Here is a 16,379-nt window from a genome sequence, read left to right on the forward strand (position 1 = left end):
TGAGCGGTCTTTGTTTTTTTGTTGGAATAGAAATTGTTAACATCGGAGGAGTTAATGCGACTCCCATCCACAAATGATATAATACGTTAGATGGATGTAAGAATGGAGGAACAAAGCATGTATGATGTCCAAAAGTGGAGCCATGTATTTAAACTAGATCCGAATAAGACAATCGATGATGGAGATTTGGAAGCTATATGTGAATCAGGGACAGACGCCATTATTGTAGGGGGAACGGACGGTGTAACCCTTGAAAAGGTTCTTGATTTGATGGCACGGGTGAGACGATATACTGTTCCTTGTATTCTGGAGGTATCAAATTTGGAGTCGATTACTCCGGGCTTCGATTTATATTTCATTCCGATGGTGATGAACAGCCGGGACATGAACTGGGTAACAGGATTGCATCACCAGGCTGTAAAGGAATATGGGGAAATTATGAATTGGGATGAAATCCTTGTAGAAGGATATTGTATATTAAACAAAGACTGTAAGGCGGCACAGGTTACGGAGGCCGATACAGATATTTCAAGTGAAGACGCGGCAGCCTATGCCATGATGGCGGAAAGAATGTTTAACCTGCCGATTTTTTACCTGGAGTACAGTGGTACATATGGGGATGTTGAGACGGTGAAAGAAGTAAGAGATTCACTTGAAAATACTACATTATTCTACGGTGGAGGCATCAAAACCGTCCAGCAGGCGAAGGAAATGGCTGCAGTGTCAGATGTTGTAGTTGTAGGAAATGCTGTATATGACAATCTGAAAGAGGCGTTAAAAACAGTAAAAGCTGTGAAGGGATAAGGATTAAACTGGAGGTCCGTCCCTAAGTAGGATATAATAGAAATACAAATATAGAACGTACGTTCGTTATGGTGGTGAGAGTGTATGCAATTTTTGACTGATCGATTGTTAAATGGAATGAATCCCGAGCAGGCAGAAGCTGTGAAGGCGACAGAGGGACCGCTACTGATCATGGCAGGGGCAGGCTCCGGGAAGACGAGAGTATTGACGCATCGAATTGCGTATTTAATGGTGGAAAAAGGGGTCAATCCTTATAATATTTTAGCGATTACCTTTACTAATAAAGCGGCGAGAGAGATGAGGGATCGTATTGAAAACATCCTGGGCGGGGCTTCCGAGAACATTTGGATCTCAACCTTTCACAGCATGTGTGTACGAATCCTGAGACGTGATATTGATCGCATAGGGATGAACCGTAATTTTACCATCCTTGATTCTACCGATCAGCAGTCGGTGATCAAAGCAATTTTAAAAGAAAAGAATATAGACCCGAAAAAATTTGATCCACGTTCGCTTTTGGGATCCATCAGCTCTGCCAAAAATGAGCTGACCACTCCTGAAGAATTATCCAAGCAGGTAGGGGGTTATTACGATCAAGTTGTCTCTGATGTATATACGGAATATCAGAAGCGTTTACGGAAGAATCAGGCCCTCGATTTTGATGATTTGATCATGACGACGATCCAGTTGTTTCAGCGTGTACCGGAAGTATTGGAATTCTATCAAAGAAAGTTCCAATACATCCATGTCGATGAATATCAGGATACGAACAGGGCTCAATATATGCTCGTTAAACTGCTGGCTTCCCGATTTCAGAACTTGTGTGTAGTAGGGGATTCGGATCAATCGATTTATCGCTGGCGTGGTGCGGACATTGCGAACATCCTTTCCTTTGAAAAGGATTATCCACGGGCAACCGTTATTTTCCTCGAACAAAACTATCGTTCTACGAAGAGGATTTTACAAGCAGCAAACGAAGTGATCCAGAAGAACTCGAATCGTAAACCGAAGAATCTATGGACGGAAAATCATGAAGGTGAAAAGATCTCGTATTTCAGAGCGGATACCGAGCAGACCGAGGCTCAATTTGTGACAGGTAAAATCAAGGAAATGATGGAAAGCGGTAAGAGGAAGTACTCTGATTTCGCCATCCTTTATCGCACCAATGCTCAGTCCCGTGTGATGGAGGAAGTTTTACTGAAATCGAATATTGAATACTCCATTGTCGGCGGCATCAAGTTCTATGACCGTAAAGAGATCAAGGACATATTGGCTTACCTGAGACTCATCTCGAACCCTGATGATGACATCAGCCTTCTTCGTGTCATTAACGTTCCAAAGAGGGGTGTAGGAGCAACCTCTGTAGATAAAATTGCCCGTTATGCACAAGATCACGATATTTCCATGTTCAGTGCCTTGGAAGAAGCAGATTTTATCGGCCTAAGTCCGAAAATCACGAAAGCTGTCATTGAATTCAAGGAAATGGTGAAAGGCTATACAGCCATGCAGGAATATCTGTCTGTAACCGAGCTCGTAGAAGAAATTCTGGAGAAATCCGGCTACATCGATATGTTAAAAGTAGAAAAGTCGATCGAGTCTCAAAGTCGCTTGGAGAACTTGGACGAGTTCCTGTCTGTAACAAAAAGCTTCGAGCAATCCAACGATGACAAGAGTCTTGTCGCATTTTTAACGGATCTGGCATTAGTGGCGGATATCGATAAGCTTGATGAAGACGATCAGCCAAAAGACTCGGTTATCCTGATGACCCTTCATGCTGCAAAAGGTCTTGAGTTCCCTGTCGTATTCTTGATGGGAATGGAGGAAGGGGTTTTCCCTCACAGCCGCTCCCTCATGGAAGAAGATGAGATGGAAGAAGAGCGCCGACTGGCTTATGTAGGAATTACCCGAGCTGAAGAGCAACTCTATTTAACCAATGCACAAATGAGAACCCTCTTCGGGCAAACGAAGATGAACCCTGTGTCCCGTTTCATTCAGGAGATTCCAGCTGAACTGCTGGATGACGTGATGGCAGAAAAGAAGAGTGCCTTCACACCTTTCGGGAAATCAGCGGCGAAAGCACCAACGCGTCCTGCCCCGCGCAAGCCTGTTTCACGACCGGTTCAAACGACAACCGGTGGAGAATCTGTTGCATGGCAAGTAGGGGACAAAGCCCAGCATAAGAAATGGGGGACAGGGACGGTTGTCAGTGTGAAAGGCTCTGGAGACAGTGTAGAGCTTGACATTGCGTTCCCAAGTCCGATGGGAATCAAGCGTCTTCTTGCGAAATTTGCTCCTATTGAAAAAGCCTAGCTTGTCGGGAGGGAATTCCCTCCCGGCTATGTTTAAATAACTGATCACTTTAGCAAGAAAGGGTTGTGGAAATGGATCGACAATCAGCCGAAAACCGTATAAGTGAATTACATGAACTGTTAAATCAATACAATTATGAGTACCATGTGCTCGACAAACCTTCCGTGCCCGATTCCGAGTATGATCAACTACTGAGGGAACTCATCGGACTCGAGGATCAATTTCCTGATTTGAAAACATCCGATTCCCCTTCTCAACGGGTGGGAGGTGCGATACTCGATGCCTTTGAAAAAGTGGAACATCGCACTCCGATGCTCAGCTTGGGGAATGCCTTCAATGAAGAGGATCTTCGGGACTTCGATCGTCGTGTCCGTCAGGCAGTCGGAGAGGATTTCTCCTACGTTTGTGAGCTCAAGATCGATGGGTTGGCAGTCTCCCTCCGTTACGAAGATGGGGTGTTTGTTCAGGGAGCAACAAGGGGAGATGGCTCGATAGGTGAAGATATCACTTCGAATCTGAAGACAATACGCTCCATTCCTCTGAAGATATCTGAAAGGATTTCCTTTGAAGTCCGCGGTGAAGCTTTTATGCCAAAAAGATCCTTTGAGGCATTAAATAGAATCAAAGACGAAAAAGGAGAAGAGCCTTTTGCCAACCCACGCAATGCAGCGGCAGGTTCACTTCGTCAGTTAGATCCTAAAATTGCGGCTTCACGAAATCTTGATATCTTCTTATATGCTTTAGCAGACATTGGGGATACAGGAATTCATTCGCATAGTGAGGGATTAGATAAATTAGAAGGTTTGGGATTTAAAACAAACCCTGAACGAAAACAATGTGCCACGATTGAAGATGTGATTGAATTTGTTGGAAAGTGGACCGATCAACGTCCGAATCTTTCCTATGATATTGATGGGATTGTCATTAAAGTCAACTCTTTAGAGCATCAGAAGCAGCTCGGAACGACAGCAAAAAGTCCACGCTGGGCCATTGCCTTCAAATTTCCTGCTGAAGAAGTGGTCACCGTGTTAAAAGAAATTGAATTAAGTGTCGGCCGTACCGGAGTGGTGACACCGACGGCGATTTTGGAACCGGTCCGTGTCGCAGGTACAACGGTTCAACGTGCGTCTCTTCATAATGAAGATCTTATTCGAGAAAAAGATATCAAAATCGGCGATCATGTCGTGATTAAAAAAGCAGGGGATATCATTCCTGAAGTGGTCAATGTATTAGAAGAAAAGAGAACCGGTGACGAACAGGATTTCCATATGCCCACCCATTGTCCTGAATGCGAAAGTGAGCTGGTCAGACTTGAAGGAGAAGTCGCCCTTCGCTGTATCAATCCCAAATGTCCTGCTCAAATCAGGGAGGGTCTGATTCACTTTGTGTCCCGAAACGCCATGAACATCGATGGTCTTGGAGAAAAAGTGATCAGCCAGTTATTCAGAGAGAAATTAATCGAAGATGTTGCCGACTTATACCGATTAGAGCGCGATCAATTGCTTCGACTGGAGCGCATGGGTGAAAAATCCGCTGATAATTTATTGACAGCCATTCAAGCATCAAAAGGAAACTCACTGGAGAAGCTGTTGTTCGGACTTGGTATCCGTCATGTAGGGGCCAAAGCTGCGAAAACATTAGCACAAGAGTTCAATACGATGGATAAGCTTATGGAAGTTAGCAAAGAAGAGCTGACCAATGTAAACGAAATCGGCGATAAAATGGCAGATGCCATTGTGGCCTATTTTGAAAATGATGAAGTGAAAGAACTGATCCGGGAACTGAAGGATGCCGGTGTCAATCTTGAATACAAAGGACCTAAGCCGGTAGCAGTAAGTGAAGTCGACTCTTATTTTGCAGGGAAAACCATTGTGTTAACCGGGAAAATTGAACGATTAAGCAGAAATGAAGCAAAAGAAAAAATAGAAATGCTCGGTGGAAAAGTAACTGGCAGTGTCAGTAAGAAAACAGATCTTGTCATTGCAGGGGAAGAAGCAGGATCAAAGCTTACGAAAGCCAATGAACTGAACATCGAAGTATGGGATGAGGACAAGCTGATGGAAGAACTTAACCGATAAGAGGTGTAACGAGTAATGAAAAAAGGGATCTCGGTCGCTCTCTCCGCACTATTGTTATTAGGGGGCTGTGCTCCGACATTTGAAAAGCAGGATCAGGTCGTGCAGGAAAATCAAGATAACGAAGCAAAAAAAGCGATCATTCCAAGCTTCCAGATATCCAAGGAATACTACAAGACGATGCTTCCGTATGAAACGAGTAAAACCCGTGGAGTCGTCGTCAATGATTTAGGTTCAAGATATGATATCAATGAAATCGAAACGGGCTTGCTGCGGGTAGCCCAAAATCGTTTCTCAACGGATGAATATTTTTTCAAAGAAGGCCAATTCCTGACCAAGAAAACAGTCGATAGTTGGCTTCAACGAAAATATACAAGTGAACAGCTGAAAGAAAAAGGAATTCAAGAATCTGAGAATGCAGGCCTTAATCCTGTCCAGGCAAAGGGCGAGAACGCACCCATCTACCTTGCACATGTGATTGAGCATAATTATTTGATGAAAAAACAAGACAACAAGGTTCAACTTGGGGGAGTGGCCATCGCCCTATCCATGAATTCCGTTCAGTACGAAACCAACCTTTCAACTGGAACAAGAACAGTAAAAAACATTAGTAATGATGTCTTAAAGGAACAAGGTGCCAGAATCGCCGACGAAGTCCTCAATCGTCTGCGTCAGAATAAAGAACTCCAAAATGTTCCTATCATGATCTCACTTTATAAACAGGCTCCGAAAGAACAGGTCGTCCCTGGTCAGTTCTTTGCCTACACAACCGTTGAAGCGAACGAAACCAGCATCCAAAATTGGGAAGGGATCAATGAAGAATTTTACCTATACCCTTCCCCGGAAGCACAGGAGAATCATCCGAACGATTACAAAGTTTTCAACGAGCTGAAAACGGACATTGAGAAATACTTTCCTGTTTACACAGGCCTAACGGGACAAGCACTTTATCAAAATCAAAAGCTGTCCAACATGAAATTCGAGGTAGCTCTGTCCTTTCAGGGAAAAGCTGAAACCATCGGATTTGCCCAGCATCTTTCCAGCATGATCAGCAAGCAGACACCGGACAATTGGGACGTAGAACTGCTCGTCTCATCGTCCTATGGACCGGAAGCCCTGATTGTTAAGAAGTCGGGCAGTAAAGAAACATATATGCACATTTATGAATAGAAGAGGATAGAAGGACTAATCTTATATAGGTTAGTTCTTTTTTTGAGGATAGGACTGTTGAGGTGTCTGAGAAATTAGTCGAATTTTTGTAGAACGGTAGATATCTTGAAAGTTAGGTCGATAAAATGAAAATCAGGTTGATAAAACTTTTTAACAGTGGATAATTCTGAATAACGGTTGATAAATCTCCTTAACGGTTGAAATCCTTCTCCTTCTCCAATCTGCCCACCAGTTCCTTCATTCACAACGATTTCAGAAAAAAGAAACCAATCGCACCATGTATATGAATGTTTCATTTGTTGCAAAATAAAGATGCTAACGTTAGTGAAAAACTGTAATCTTAACAAAATGGTGAACAAAAAGTAACTTAATTTTATAAATTTTTATGAATAGATATAGCTAAAAAAGCGCTTTCATAAAAATATATGCATTTTAAATGAATATTTATTCATATAGGTGAATGTATTTAGAAAATTCCGTCTGTTAATGGAGTGAATGTATGTTAGTATTAATAACGTTGTGAACTTGTTACGGAACGCAGCTTCGCAGAAAAAACTTTTTCAAACATTATTGAGTGAATAAGTTTACAACCCGTATGCATGGGGTAAAGAACTGTTGGATTTACAATTTGAGAGGTCTTTTAGCATGGTTCGAAAGTTAGATTAAGCACCTAACGAAAAGCAATACAAATTTCTTGAAAGGAGAATGCTAACTACACAATGGATATAGCTACTTTAGTCACCTTTATCGTATATTTAGTTGGAATGCTCGCAATCGGTATTATTTCTTACAAATTAACAAGCAATTTATCGGATTACGTTCTTGGAGGACGTAGTTTAGGACCGGGGGTAGCAGCATTAAGTGCTGGTGCTTCGGATATGAGTTCATGGTTATTACTGGGACTGCCGGGCCTTGCTTATGCAATTGGTTTAGGTTCGATCTGGTTAAGTATTGGGTTAGTAATTGGTGCTTATTTAAACTGGAGATTCGTCGCTTCAAGACTACGCGCTTACACGGAGGTTGCAAACGATTCTATTACGGTTCCGGACTTCTTTGAAAATCGTTTTAGAGATGGTTCCCGTCTCCTTCGTGTCATTTCAGCAGTGATCATCTTGGTATTCTTTACCTTCTACACATCTTCAGGTCTTGTAGGCGGAGCGTTATTATTCCAGGAAACGTTCGGAATGTCTTACAATCAATCACTTTGGATTGGTGCCACTGTAATCATTTCTTACACATTCCTTGGAGGATTCTTAGCAGTAAGTTGGACTGACTTCGTACAAGGTATTCTAATGTTCCTTGCACTGATCATTACACCAATCGTTGCTATTACAGAGCTGGGTGGATGGAATGCTACAGTTGATGCTGTTCGTTCTGTTGACGCAGCCAATCTGGATACAATGAACACAATGACGGTTATGGGAGTCGTTTCACTCCTTGCATGGGGACTTGGTTACTTCGGTCAGCCGCATATCATCACCCGCTTTATGGCACTTAAATCCACCAAAGATGTACCAAAGGCACGTTGGATTGGTATGAGCTGGATGACATTATCAATGATTGGTGCTGTACTGGTTGGTTTCTCCGGTATCGCCTATTTCGCTGATATGCCGTTGATTACAGGTGATGTTGATAATTCTGAGAAAGTATTCATCTTCTTTACAGATGTTTTATTTAACCCATGGGTTTCCGGTATTCTGTTAGCAGCGATTCTATCTGCTATCATGAGTACGATTGATTCCCAATTACTTGTTTCTTCCAGTGCGCTAGCGGAGGATTTCTATAAAGCGATCATCCGTAAGAATGCTTCTGATAAAGAACTTGTATGGGTAGGTCGTATCGGAGTGCTTCTGATCGCATTCATCGCGATCATGCTTGCCATTCAAGGTAACCCTGCGAATGGCGGCGGTACGAAGATCCTTGATCTGGTAAGTTACGCTTGGGGTGGATTTGGTGCCGCATTCGGACCAATCGTCCTGTTGTCGCTTTACTGGAAAGGTATGACACGAAACGGTGCATTAGCCGGTATGATCACTGGTGCTGTAACAGTCGTCGTTTGGAAACAGCTGACTGCAGCTGGAGTTATTCCATTCGAACTGTATGAAATTGTTCCAGGATTCTTCCTTGCTATGCTGGCAATCGTGATCTTCAGTAAGGTTGGACCACAGCCAAGTGCTGAGATCCAAGCTGATTTCGACGAAGCTGTTGCCAAAGACATCGTAAAATAATTTCAATATCTAAAAGAGGTCCGTCCCTCGTCACTTAAAAGTGGCTGAGGGACGGACCTCTTTTTTGTTGTGCTTTCTCTTTTTTATTAAAGGAGAAATCGTGATGAATGTCCTCTTTAAGAGCGTTGCGAAATTTGTCGAAAAAAAATCACCAAAAAGTTGTTCCAAAACCAAATACTCTGTTATATAATACAAACATGTTAAATAATCTGTATTATAACAATGAAGACTTGTTTAATACTGCTAAGGAGTGATGGTGTTCAATGTCTACAAAAATGGTTGGTATCAAGGTAACTGGGGAGCTTCAGCCAGGCTTTGATGAAATCTTATCCAAACAAGCTTTGCAGTTTTTGGAACAACTGGAGCGCCGATTCGGAGCAAAACGGAGAGAACTGTTACACAACAGAGAGAAACAGCAGGAAAGAATCAATGGAGGAGAGCTTCCTCACTTTTTGTCTGAAACAGAATCGATTCGACAAAGTGAATGGAAAGTAAGTCCGATTCCTCAAGCTTTACAAGATCGAAGGGTAGAGATCACTGGACCGGTTGATCGAAAAATGGTCATCAACGCATTGAACTCAGGCGCAAAATGTTTTATGGCATGTTTTGAAGATGCCACTTCACCTACATGGACGAACCTCATAGAAGGACAAATCAACCTCAGAGATGCAGTACATCAAACAATAGACTTCACGAATCCAAATGGTAAGCGTTATGAATTAAACAAAGAACATGCTGTATTGATTGTCCGGCCCAGAGGATTACATCTGGAAGAGAAACATATCGAACTGGATGGGGAATCACTATCAGCAAGCCTTGTCGACTTTGGATTATTCTTTTATCATAATGCGACTCATTTAACCTCAACGAACAAAGGTCCTTATTTTTACTTACCTAAATTAGAAAGTCACCTGGAAGCGCGCTTCTGGAATGATGTGTTTATATTTGCCCAGGAGTATATCGGGATTCCTCAAGGAACGATTAAAGCGACTGTACTGATTGAAACCATCACGGCCGCGTTTGAAATGGATGAAATCCTCTATGAGCTAAAGGAGCATTCATCAGGGTTGAACTGTGGAAGATGGGATTATATTTTTAGTTATATTAAAAAACTCCGGGAGCAAGAGGATGTTATCTTACCGGACCGTTCAACGGTCACAATGACAGCACCTTTTATGAGATCGTATTCTTTGCTCACGATTAAGACCTGTCACAGAAGGGGCGCACCAGCAATCGGAGGGATGGCCGCACAAATCCCTGTTAAGAACGATCCTGTGAAAAACGAAGAAGCGTTTAACAAGGTGAGAGCAGATAAAGAAAGAGAAGCGCGGGATGGTCATGATGGCACTTGGGTGGCTCATCCTGGTCTTGTACCGGTGGCCATGGACGTTTTCAATCAGGAAATGAAAAATGATAATCAAATTGCAGAGAAAACATTGGATGATCTCGAAGTGTCAGAGCAGGATCTTCTTGAAGTTCCTCAAGGGACGATAACAGAAGAAGGTGTCCGCTTAAATATTAACGTCGGAATTCAATATATATCTTCCTGGCTGAGCGGCCAAGGAGCAGCACCGATCCACAACTTAATGGAAGACGTGGCAACCGCTGAAATTTCCCGGGCTCAGCTATGGCAATGGATCCGTCATCCTAAAGGAGTTCTTAACGACGGCCAAAACATCACCATAGATCTCTATGAACGACTAAAGCAAGAAGAGCTAACCAAACTCAAAGCCCAAATGGGAGAACAACTGTACAAAGAGCGCCGGTTCTCAGAAGCGGTCCAACTATTCGATCAACTCATCCAGAACGACCAATTCACAGACTTCCTCACCATCCCTGGTTACCGAATCCTTTAAGGGGACGGACCTGCAAAAAGCATCATCAAAGCAAAAAAGTTGAATACACAAGCCTAATCACTTTAATAAATTACCGCTGCAGTGAATGGAGGGACGGACCTCAAACTAACTGCACATCAGATAAATACAACTTCACCAAAGAACTTCACTTAATGCTTAGAATCAAAACCGATAAACAAACAAAAGGGAGAGATTTATAATGGTAAAGGCAAATAACGAACGCGTAAAAGCACTACAGGAAAATTGGGAATTGGATCAAAGATGGAAGGGTGTATCCCGACCGTATTCAGCTGAAGATGTCATTCGTTTAAGAGGATCAATTGATATAGAGCATACTCTTGCCCGACGTGGATCTGAAAAGCTGTGGGATCTGCTTCACAAAGAAGACTATATCAATGCTCTTGGTGCCTTGACTGGAAACCAGGCTGTCCAACAAGTAAGAGCCGGTCTGAAAGCGATTTACTTAAGCGGATGGCAAGTGGCGGCCGATGCTAACCTGGCCGGGCAAATGTATCCTGATCAAAGCTTATATCCTGCGAACTCAGTACCATCCGTGGTAAAGAGAATCAATCAAGCCCTGCAGCGTGCAGACCAGGTTCATTATGTTGAAGGGGATGAATCGATTGATTGGTTTGTGCCGATTGTAGCCGATGCAGAAGCGGGCTTTGGAGGACAGCTTAATGTATTCGAACTCATGAAGGGTATGATCGAAGCAGGGGCTTCAGCCGTCCACTTTGAAGATCAGCTTTCTTCTGAGAAGAAGTGCGGACACTTGGGAGGTAAAGTATTACTGCCGACACAAACCTCCGTGAAAAATTTAATTTCAGCACGTCTGGCAGCAGATGTAATGGGTGTTCCAACATTAATCGTAGCCCGTACAGATGCGAATGCCGCAGATTTGATTACGAGCGATGTTGATCCGTACGATGCGCAGTTCATTACAGGGGAACGCACTCCTGAAGGGTTCTTCCGTACAAAAGCGGGCCTTGATCAGGCGATTGCAAGAGGCTTGGCTTATGCTCCTTATGCAGATCTTGTGTGGTGTGAAACATCAGAACCGAGCCTTGAAGAAGCCCGCCAATTTGCTGAGGCGATTCATGCTGAGCACCCAGGGAAATTATTGGCGTATAACTGCTCACCATCCTTTAACTGGAAGAAGAAGCTGGACGATGAAACGATCGCTAAGTTCCAAAAGGAGCTTGGGAAAATGGGCTATAAGTTCCAGTTCGTAACGCTTGCAGGATTCCACGCGCTGAACCATAGCATGTTCGAGCTTGCGAGGGGGTACAAAGAGCGCGGGATGGCTGCATATTCTCAGCTTCAAGAAGCGGAATTTGCCAGCGAGAAGTATGGATATTCAGCTACGAGACATCAGCGCGAAGTAGGAACAGGCTACTTTGATGAAGTATCGATGGTGATTTCAGGTGGAACATCCTCTACAACAGCCCTTAAAGGTTCTACAGAGGCTGCTCAATTCTAAGAAATTCAATTGCATAAAAATATAAATGAAGGTCCGTCCCTCGGGGGTTGCTATACCCCGAGGGACGGACCTTTTTTTAGGGTGCATCCCCGTAGTACTATCGATGCAAATTTGTGAATAGATTAACTTTATAGAAAATATTTATAAATATACTATTGATTTTATTAATATACATACATATAATTAGAGCTAATTTAAATTTAATCTGTGTGGTGAATAGTTATGAATGTTGGTATCGTTGGTAGTACCGGTTATGGTGGAGTGGAGGTTCATCGGTTGTTATCAAATCATCCAAATGTAGATAATTGTATTTTGTATTCATCTTCTTTGGAGGGGGCACCTTATGCAGATCAATATCCTCACCTCTTTAACCTGTCACATGAAGTAGTGAATCCTATTAATATCGAGGAAATGAAGCAGCTTGATTTCGTCTTTTTGGCTGTTCCTTCTGGTGTATCGAAGGAATTATCCCAGAAACTCCTCGGTGAAAAGGCGAAAGTAATCGATCTTTCAGGGGACTTGCGTTTGAAGAATCCTCAAGAATACGAAGATTGGTATAAAGGGGAATCAGCATCTTCAGATGTTTTAAAGAAAGCGGTGTATGGTCTCACAGAATGCAATCGACAATCCATTCAAGAGGCGGAACTGATTGCGAACCCAGGCTGCTTTCCGACAGCCACCCTTCTAGGATTGGCCCCGCTTTTTCACCATGAGCTTGTAGAGCCCCATTCCATCATTATTGATGCCAAAACGGGATTATCGGGAGCAGGGAGAAAAGCGACTCAATCCAGTCACTTTTCTGAGACCCAGGAAAATCTACGAATCTATAAAGTTCATCAACACCAGCACACCCCTGAAATTGAACAGCAATTGAAGGAGTGGAACAGCGAAGCGGGACCCATTACCTTTACGACTCACCTTATTCCCATGACCCGTGGGATTATGGCTACGATGTATACGGAATTAAAAAGCACATACACCACTGAGCAGCTACACAACATCTATCAAGACTATTACGAGAAGCACCCCTTCATCAGGATTCGTCCTATTGGCCAGTTCCCAGGTACAAAAGAAGTGTTTGGAACGAATTTCTGCGATATTGGCATAAAAGTAGATTCACGGACGAATCGCCTGACGATTGTGTCTGTGATCGATAACTTACTAAAAGGAGCAGCTGGCCAGGCGGTTCAAAATATGAATGTAATGCTGGGGTTAGACGAAACAACAGGACTCTATCACTATCCAATTTATCCATAAGAGGAGGAGAATCAATGAAACTAGTAAAAGAAAAGGCTGTTCAGCACATACCTGGAGGAACGATTCTTTCACCTCTTGGATACAAGGCAGGGGGGATGCATACCGGTCTTCGATACTCAAAGAAAGACTTTGGCATCATCTTCAGTGAGAAACCTGCACAAGTCGGAGCGGTTTATACGCAAAGCCATTTTCAAGCTGCTCCCTTAAAGGTCACACAAGAAAGCATCTTGAAATCTCACACTCTACAAGCGATTGTGGTCAACAGTGCGATCGCAAATGCTTGTACGGGTGAACAAGGGCTAAAGGATGCATATCAAACAAGGGAGTGGGCGGCTAAAAGATTTCAAATTCCGGAAGAGTACGTAGCGGTTGCTTCGACAGGAGTCATTGGTGAGTGGCTTCCTATGGAGAAGATTGAAAAGGGCTGCAAAGAAATCGAGGTTGATTCCACGGAGCAGAGTGCAGAGTCTTTTCAACAGGCCATTCTAACGACGGATCTTATCGAAAAAACTTCATGCTATGGAGTGAAAATAGATGGAGAAACGGTCACAATCGGAGGATGTGCGAAGGGATCTGGTATGATTCATCCCAATATGGCGACGATGCTCGGCTTCATTACAACGGATGCATCGATTTCATCCACCGACCTTCAAAAAGCACTTAAAACAGCGATTGATCAATCCTTTAATCAAATCACTGTAGATGGGGAAACGTCTACGAATGATATGGTCATTGCGATAGCGAACGGGATGGCAGAGAACGACACGTTACATGAAAGCCATCCTGATTGGCACCACTTTCAAGAGGGGTTAATTCACGTATGTCAAGATCTGGCCAAACAAATTGCCCGGGATGGTGAAGGAGCAACCAAACTCGTGGAAGTGGACGTTAAAGGAGCTCATTCCCATCAAGAAGCCAATATTTTAGCAAAAAAGATCGTCGGTTCCAATTTAGTCAAAACGGCACTCTTTGGCGGGGATCCAAACTGGGGAAGAATCGTCGGTGCAATGGGACACAGTGAGGTGAAGATCGAGCCCTATCAATGTGAGATTTATATTGGAGAAACACTCGTGTTTTCGAATGGTACTCCTCAGCCGTTCAATGAAGAGAGTGTAAGTCAGTATTTGCAAGCTGAACATGTGATCATATCTGTCGGGTTGCATGGTGGAGAAGGAAAAGGAAAAGCCTGGGGGTGCGATCTTACGTATGATTACGTCAAAATCAATGCAAGTTATCGAACATAAGCCAGTGATTGCGATCAAACTGGGAGGAAGTGTCCTATCTAAACTCTCATCACTTTTCTATGAAAGTATAAAAGATCTTCAGCAGCACTACCATGTGGTACTTGTTCACGGGGGAGGTCCTGAGATCACGGCTATGCTGAACAAACTGGCCATCGAATCCACCTTCATCCATGGCCAGCGAAAAACGACAAAGGAGGTTTTTGGTGTCGTTGAACAGGTGTTAAAGGGCAAAGTGAATAGCGAATTAACACATCAACTCAATCTGGCAGGGATAAACGCAATCGGTTTAAGCGGGTACGATGCCCATTTGTTAAAGGCCGGCATCATGGATGAAGGATCCCTAGGTTATGTTGGTAAGATTGAAAAGGTTAACCTTACCTTATTAAACAATCTGCTTTCGCTGAACTACGTGCCCGTCATCGCTCCCCTTGCCACTACAAACGATGGGGAAAAGCTCAATGTGAATGCAGACCTGGCTGCATCAGCGATAGCAGAAGGCCTGCAAGTAGAGAAGCTGGTCTTTGTCACAGACGTTCCCGGAATTTTAAAAGAAGGGGAAATTGTTTCACGTGTAACAAAGGAAGAAATCCTTCATTATATAGAAACCGGAATCATCCACGGCGGAATGATCCCAAAGGTGCAGGCAGCCCTGTCGGTTCTAGAGCTTAACATTAAAGAAGTAATGATCGTCGGGTGTCAGGATACGATCATTCAAGACGGAGTGATGCTTGGCACACGTATAACAGACGGAGGAGGAGTGAGGGCGGTATGAGTCATTTATTTCCCACTTATAATCGGTTGGATATAGAATTGGTTTCAGGAAACGATACGGTTGTTCAAGATCAAAACGGGCAATCCTATTTGGATTTCATTTCAGGTATAGCAGTTTGTAATTTAGGTCACTCTCCTTATACTGTGAAAGAGGCTCTTGAAAAACAATTGGATAAACTGTGGCATGTATCCAATCTGTTTCCGATTACGTTACAGGAAGAGGCAGCTTCACTCCTTGCCTCCGCCAGCGGCTTAGATGCTGTTTTCTTCTGTAATAGTGGAGCTGAAGCAAACGAAGCAGCGATTAAGTTAGCCAAAAAGCATACGGGCAAAACGAAGATTCTGACCTTCAAGCAATCGTTCCATGGGCGGACCTTTGCGACCATGAGTGCAACGGGGCAGGAGAAGATTCATAGCGGCTTCGGTCCATTGGTTCCAACCTTTGACTATCTTCCCTATAACGATGAACAGGCTCTTTCGAACGTGGAAGGAAATGATGTTGCGGCCATCATGGTAGAAGTGATTCAAGGGGAAGGCGGGGTGAATCCTGGTATTCTTTCATTTTTACAGGCAGTAGAAATGAAGTGCAAGGAGATGGATGCTTTACTCATTGTCGATGAAGTCCAAACAGGGATCGGCCGCACGGGAGTTCCATTTGCTTATCAGCATTATTCCCTGCAACCGGATATCGTCACGACGGCTAAAGGACTGGGAAGCGGTTTTCCAGTAGGTGCGATGATAGGCAAAAATGATCTTGTTTCCTCCTTTTCGCCAGGAACTCACGGGTCGACATTCGGAGGGAATCCATTAGCGATGGCAGCAGTGAAAGCGACTCTTGAAACGATTTTTGATGAAGTGTTTCTAAAAGAAGTACAAAGTAAATCTGAGTACTTTATGCAAAAGCTGAAGAATCAACTACAGGAATTTCGTTGCGTAAAAGAGGTAAAAGGGATAGGCTTTATGATCGGCATCCAATTCGATATGGAAGTAAAAGAAATCATCGATGAGCTACGGGAAAATGGATTATTGACGCTGCCGGCAGGTACGCATGTGATCCGTCTATTACCACCTTTAACGGTCACCTATGACGAGCTCGATCAGGCACTTCACATACTGGTCGATACGCTGAAACAGCATCAATCAGCTGATGTATACTAATCTATTTTTTTAGGAATAAATGCATA

At 43.4% G+C, this 16,379-nt stretch carries 12 protein-coding genes; 11 read left to right on the plus strand and 1 reads right to left on the minus strand.

All coding sequences use genetic code 11. From position 1 onward, the window contains the following. Window positions 1-117: 117 nt before the first annotated feature. The 4 genes from ACCB35_RS01715 (at window position 118) to ACCB35_RS01730 (ending at window position 6,359) form a co-directional block, all read left to right on the plus strand. On the plus strand, window positions 118-804 hold the full coding sequence (locus tag ACCB35_RS01715; RefSeq protein ID WP_374055489.1) for a heptaprenylglyceryl phosphate synthase: 687 nt from the start codon (window positions 118-120) through the stop codon (window positions 802-804). Window positions 805-888: 84 nt separating this feature from the next. Then, window positions 889-3,114 (plus strand): DNA helicase PcrA, encoded by a 2,226-nt coding sequence (gene pcrA, locus ACCB35_RS01720; RefSeq protein ID WP_374055490.1) that lies wholly within the window; start codon window positions 889-891, stop codon window positions 3,112-3,114. Window positions 3,115-3,185: 71 nt separating this feature from the next. Continuing rightward, complete coding sequence (ligA, locus tag ACCB35_RS01725; RefSeq protein WP_374055491.1) at window positions 3,186-5,192, plus strand: NAD-dependent DNA ligase LigA; 2,007 nt, start codon at window positions 3,186-3,188, stop codon at window positions 5,190-5,192. Between the two features lie 15 nt (window positions 5,193-5,207). Further along, window positions 5,208-6,359, plus strand: coding sequence for a CamS family sex pheromone protein (locus tag ACCB35_RS01730; RefSeq protein WP_374055492.1), 1,152 nt, complete (start codon window positions 5,208-5,210; stop codon window positions 6,357-6,359). Between the two features lie 74 nt (window positions 6,360-6,433). Here the strand turns inward: ACCB35_RS01730 and ACCB35_RS01735 are convergent, their stop codons facing one another. Then, complete coding sequence (locus ACCB35_RS01735) at window positions 6,434-6,655, minus strand: hypothetical protein (RefSeq protein WP_374055493.1); 222 nt, start codon at window positions 6,653-6,655, stop codon at window positions 6,434-6,436. 423 nt (window positions 6,656-7,078) lie between these two features. On the opposite strand from ACCB35_RS01735, the gene putP reads away from it, so the two are divergent. From putP to ACCB35_RS01770, 7 genes are all read left to right on the plus strand, one after another. Further along, entirely contained in the window at window positions 7,079-8,587 is a 1,509-nt protein-coding gene (gene putP / locus ACCB35_RS01740) for a sodium/proline symporter PutP (protein ID WP_044339037.1), read from the plus strand. Window positions 8,588-8,850: 263 nt separating this feature from the next. Continuing rightward, entirely contained in the window at window positions 8,851-10,443 is a 1,593-nt protein-coding gene (gene aceB / locus ACCB35_RS01745; RefSeq protein ID WP_374055494.1) for a malate synthase A, read from the plus strand. 199 nt (window positions 10,444-10,642) lie between these two features. Beyond that, the gene (aceA, locus tag ACCB35_RS01750) at window positions 10,643-11,923 is read left to right on the plus strand and encodes an isocitrate lyase (RefSeq protein ID WP_374055495.1); all 1,281 of its coding nucleotides are present in this window, start codon (window positions 10,643-10,645) and stop codon (window positions 11,921-11,923) included. Between the two features lie 222 nt (window positions 11,924-12,145). Continuing rightward, window positions 12,146-13,180: an N-acetyl-gamma-glutamyl-phosphate reductase gene (gene argC, locus ACCB35_RS01755; RefSeq protein ID WP_374055496.1), complete on the plus strand. Its 1,035-nt coding sequence runs from the start codon at window positions 12,146-12,148 to the stop codon at window positions 13,178-13,180. 14 nt (window positions 13,181-13,194) lie between these two features. Next, window positions 13,195-14,424, plus strand: coding sequence for a bifunctional ornithine acetyltransferase/N-acetylglutamate synthase (gene argJ, locus ACCB35_RS01760; protein ID WP_374055497.1), 1,230 nt, complete (start codon window positions 13,195-13,197; stop codon window positions 14,422-14,424). Further along, entirely contained in the window at window positions 14,405-15,196 is a 792-nt protein-coding gene (gene argB / locus ACCB35_RS01765; RefSeq protein WP_374055498.1) for an acetylglutamate kinase, read from the plus strand. The genes argJ and argB overlap by 20 nt, the downstream gene beginning before the upstream one ends. Further along, window positions 15,193-16,353: an acetylornithine transaminase gene (locus ACCB35_RS01770; RefSeq protein ID WP_374055499.1), complete on the plus strand. Its 1,161-nt coding sequence runs from the start codon at window positions 15,193-15,195 to the stop codon at window positions 16,351-16,353. The genes argB and ACCB35_RS01770 overlap by 4 nt, the downstream gene beginning before the upstream one ends. Window positions 16,354-16,379: the final 26 nt, after the last annotated feature.

Source organism: Rossellomorea sp. FM04394, assembly GCF_041889765.1.
GTDB lineage: Bacteria > Bacillota > Bacilli > Bacillales > Bacillaceae_B > Rossellomorea > Rossellomorea aquimaris_B.

Excerpts from the sequence above, each read along its gene's own strand:
- argB (WP_374055498.1), top strand. The coding sequence starts at position 14,405 with ATGCAAGTTATCGAACATAAGCCAGTGATTGCGATCAAACTGGGAGGA.
- ACCB35_RS01715 (WP_374055489.1), top strand. The coding sequence starts at position 118 with ATGTATGATGTCCAAAAGTGGAGCCATGTATTTAAACTAGATCCGAAT.
- argJ (WP_374055497.1), top strand. The coding sequence starts at position 13,195 with ATGAAACTAGTAAAAGAAAAGGCTGTTCAGCACATACCTGGAGGAACG.
- putP (WP_044339037.1), top strand. The coding sequence starts at position 7,079 with ATGGATATAGCTACTTTAGTCACCTTTATCGTATATTTAGTTGGAATG.
- ACCB35_RS01730 (WP_374055492.1), top strand. The coding sequence starts at position 5,208 with ATGAAAAAAGGGATCTCGGTCGCTCTCTCCGCACTATTGTTATTAGGG.
- ACCB35_RS01770 (WP_374055499.1), top strand. The coding sequence starts at position 15,193 with ATGAGTCATTTATTTCCCACTTATAATCGGTTGGATATAGAATTGGTT.
- aceB (WP_374055494.1), top strand. The coding sequence starts at position 8,851 with ATGTCTACAAAAATGGTTGGTATCAAGGTAACTGGGGAGCTTCAGCCA.
- ligA (WP_374055491.1), top strand. The coding sequence starts at position 3,186 with ATGGATCGACAATCAGCCGAAAACCGTATAAGTGAATTACATGAACTG.
- argC (WP_374055496.1), top strand. The coding sequence starts at position 12,146 with ATGAATGTTGGTATCGTTGGTAGTACCGGTTATGGTGGAGTGGAGGTT.
- pcrA (WP_374055490.1), top strand. The coding sequence starts at position 889 with ATGCAATTTTTGACTGATCGATTGTTAAATGGAATGAATCCCGAGCAG.
- aceA (WP_374055495.1), top strand. The coding sequence starts at position 10,643 with ATGGTAAAGGCAAATAACGAACGCGTAAAAGCACTACAGGAAAATTGG.
- ACCB35_RS01735 (WP_374055493.1), bottom strand. The coding sequence starts at position 6,655 with ATGAAACATTCATATACATGGTGCGATTGGTTTCTTTTTTCTGAAATC.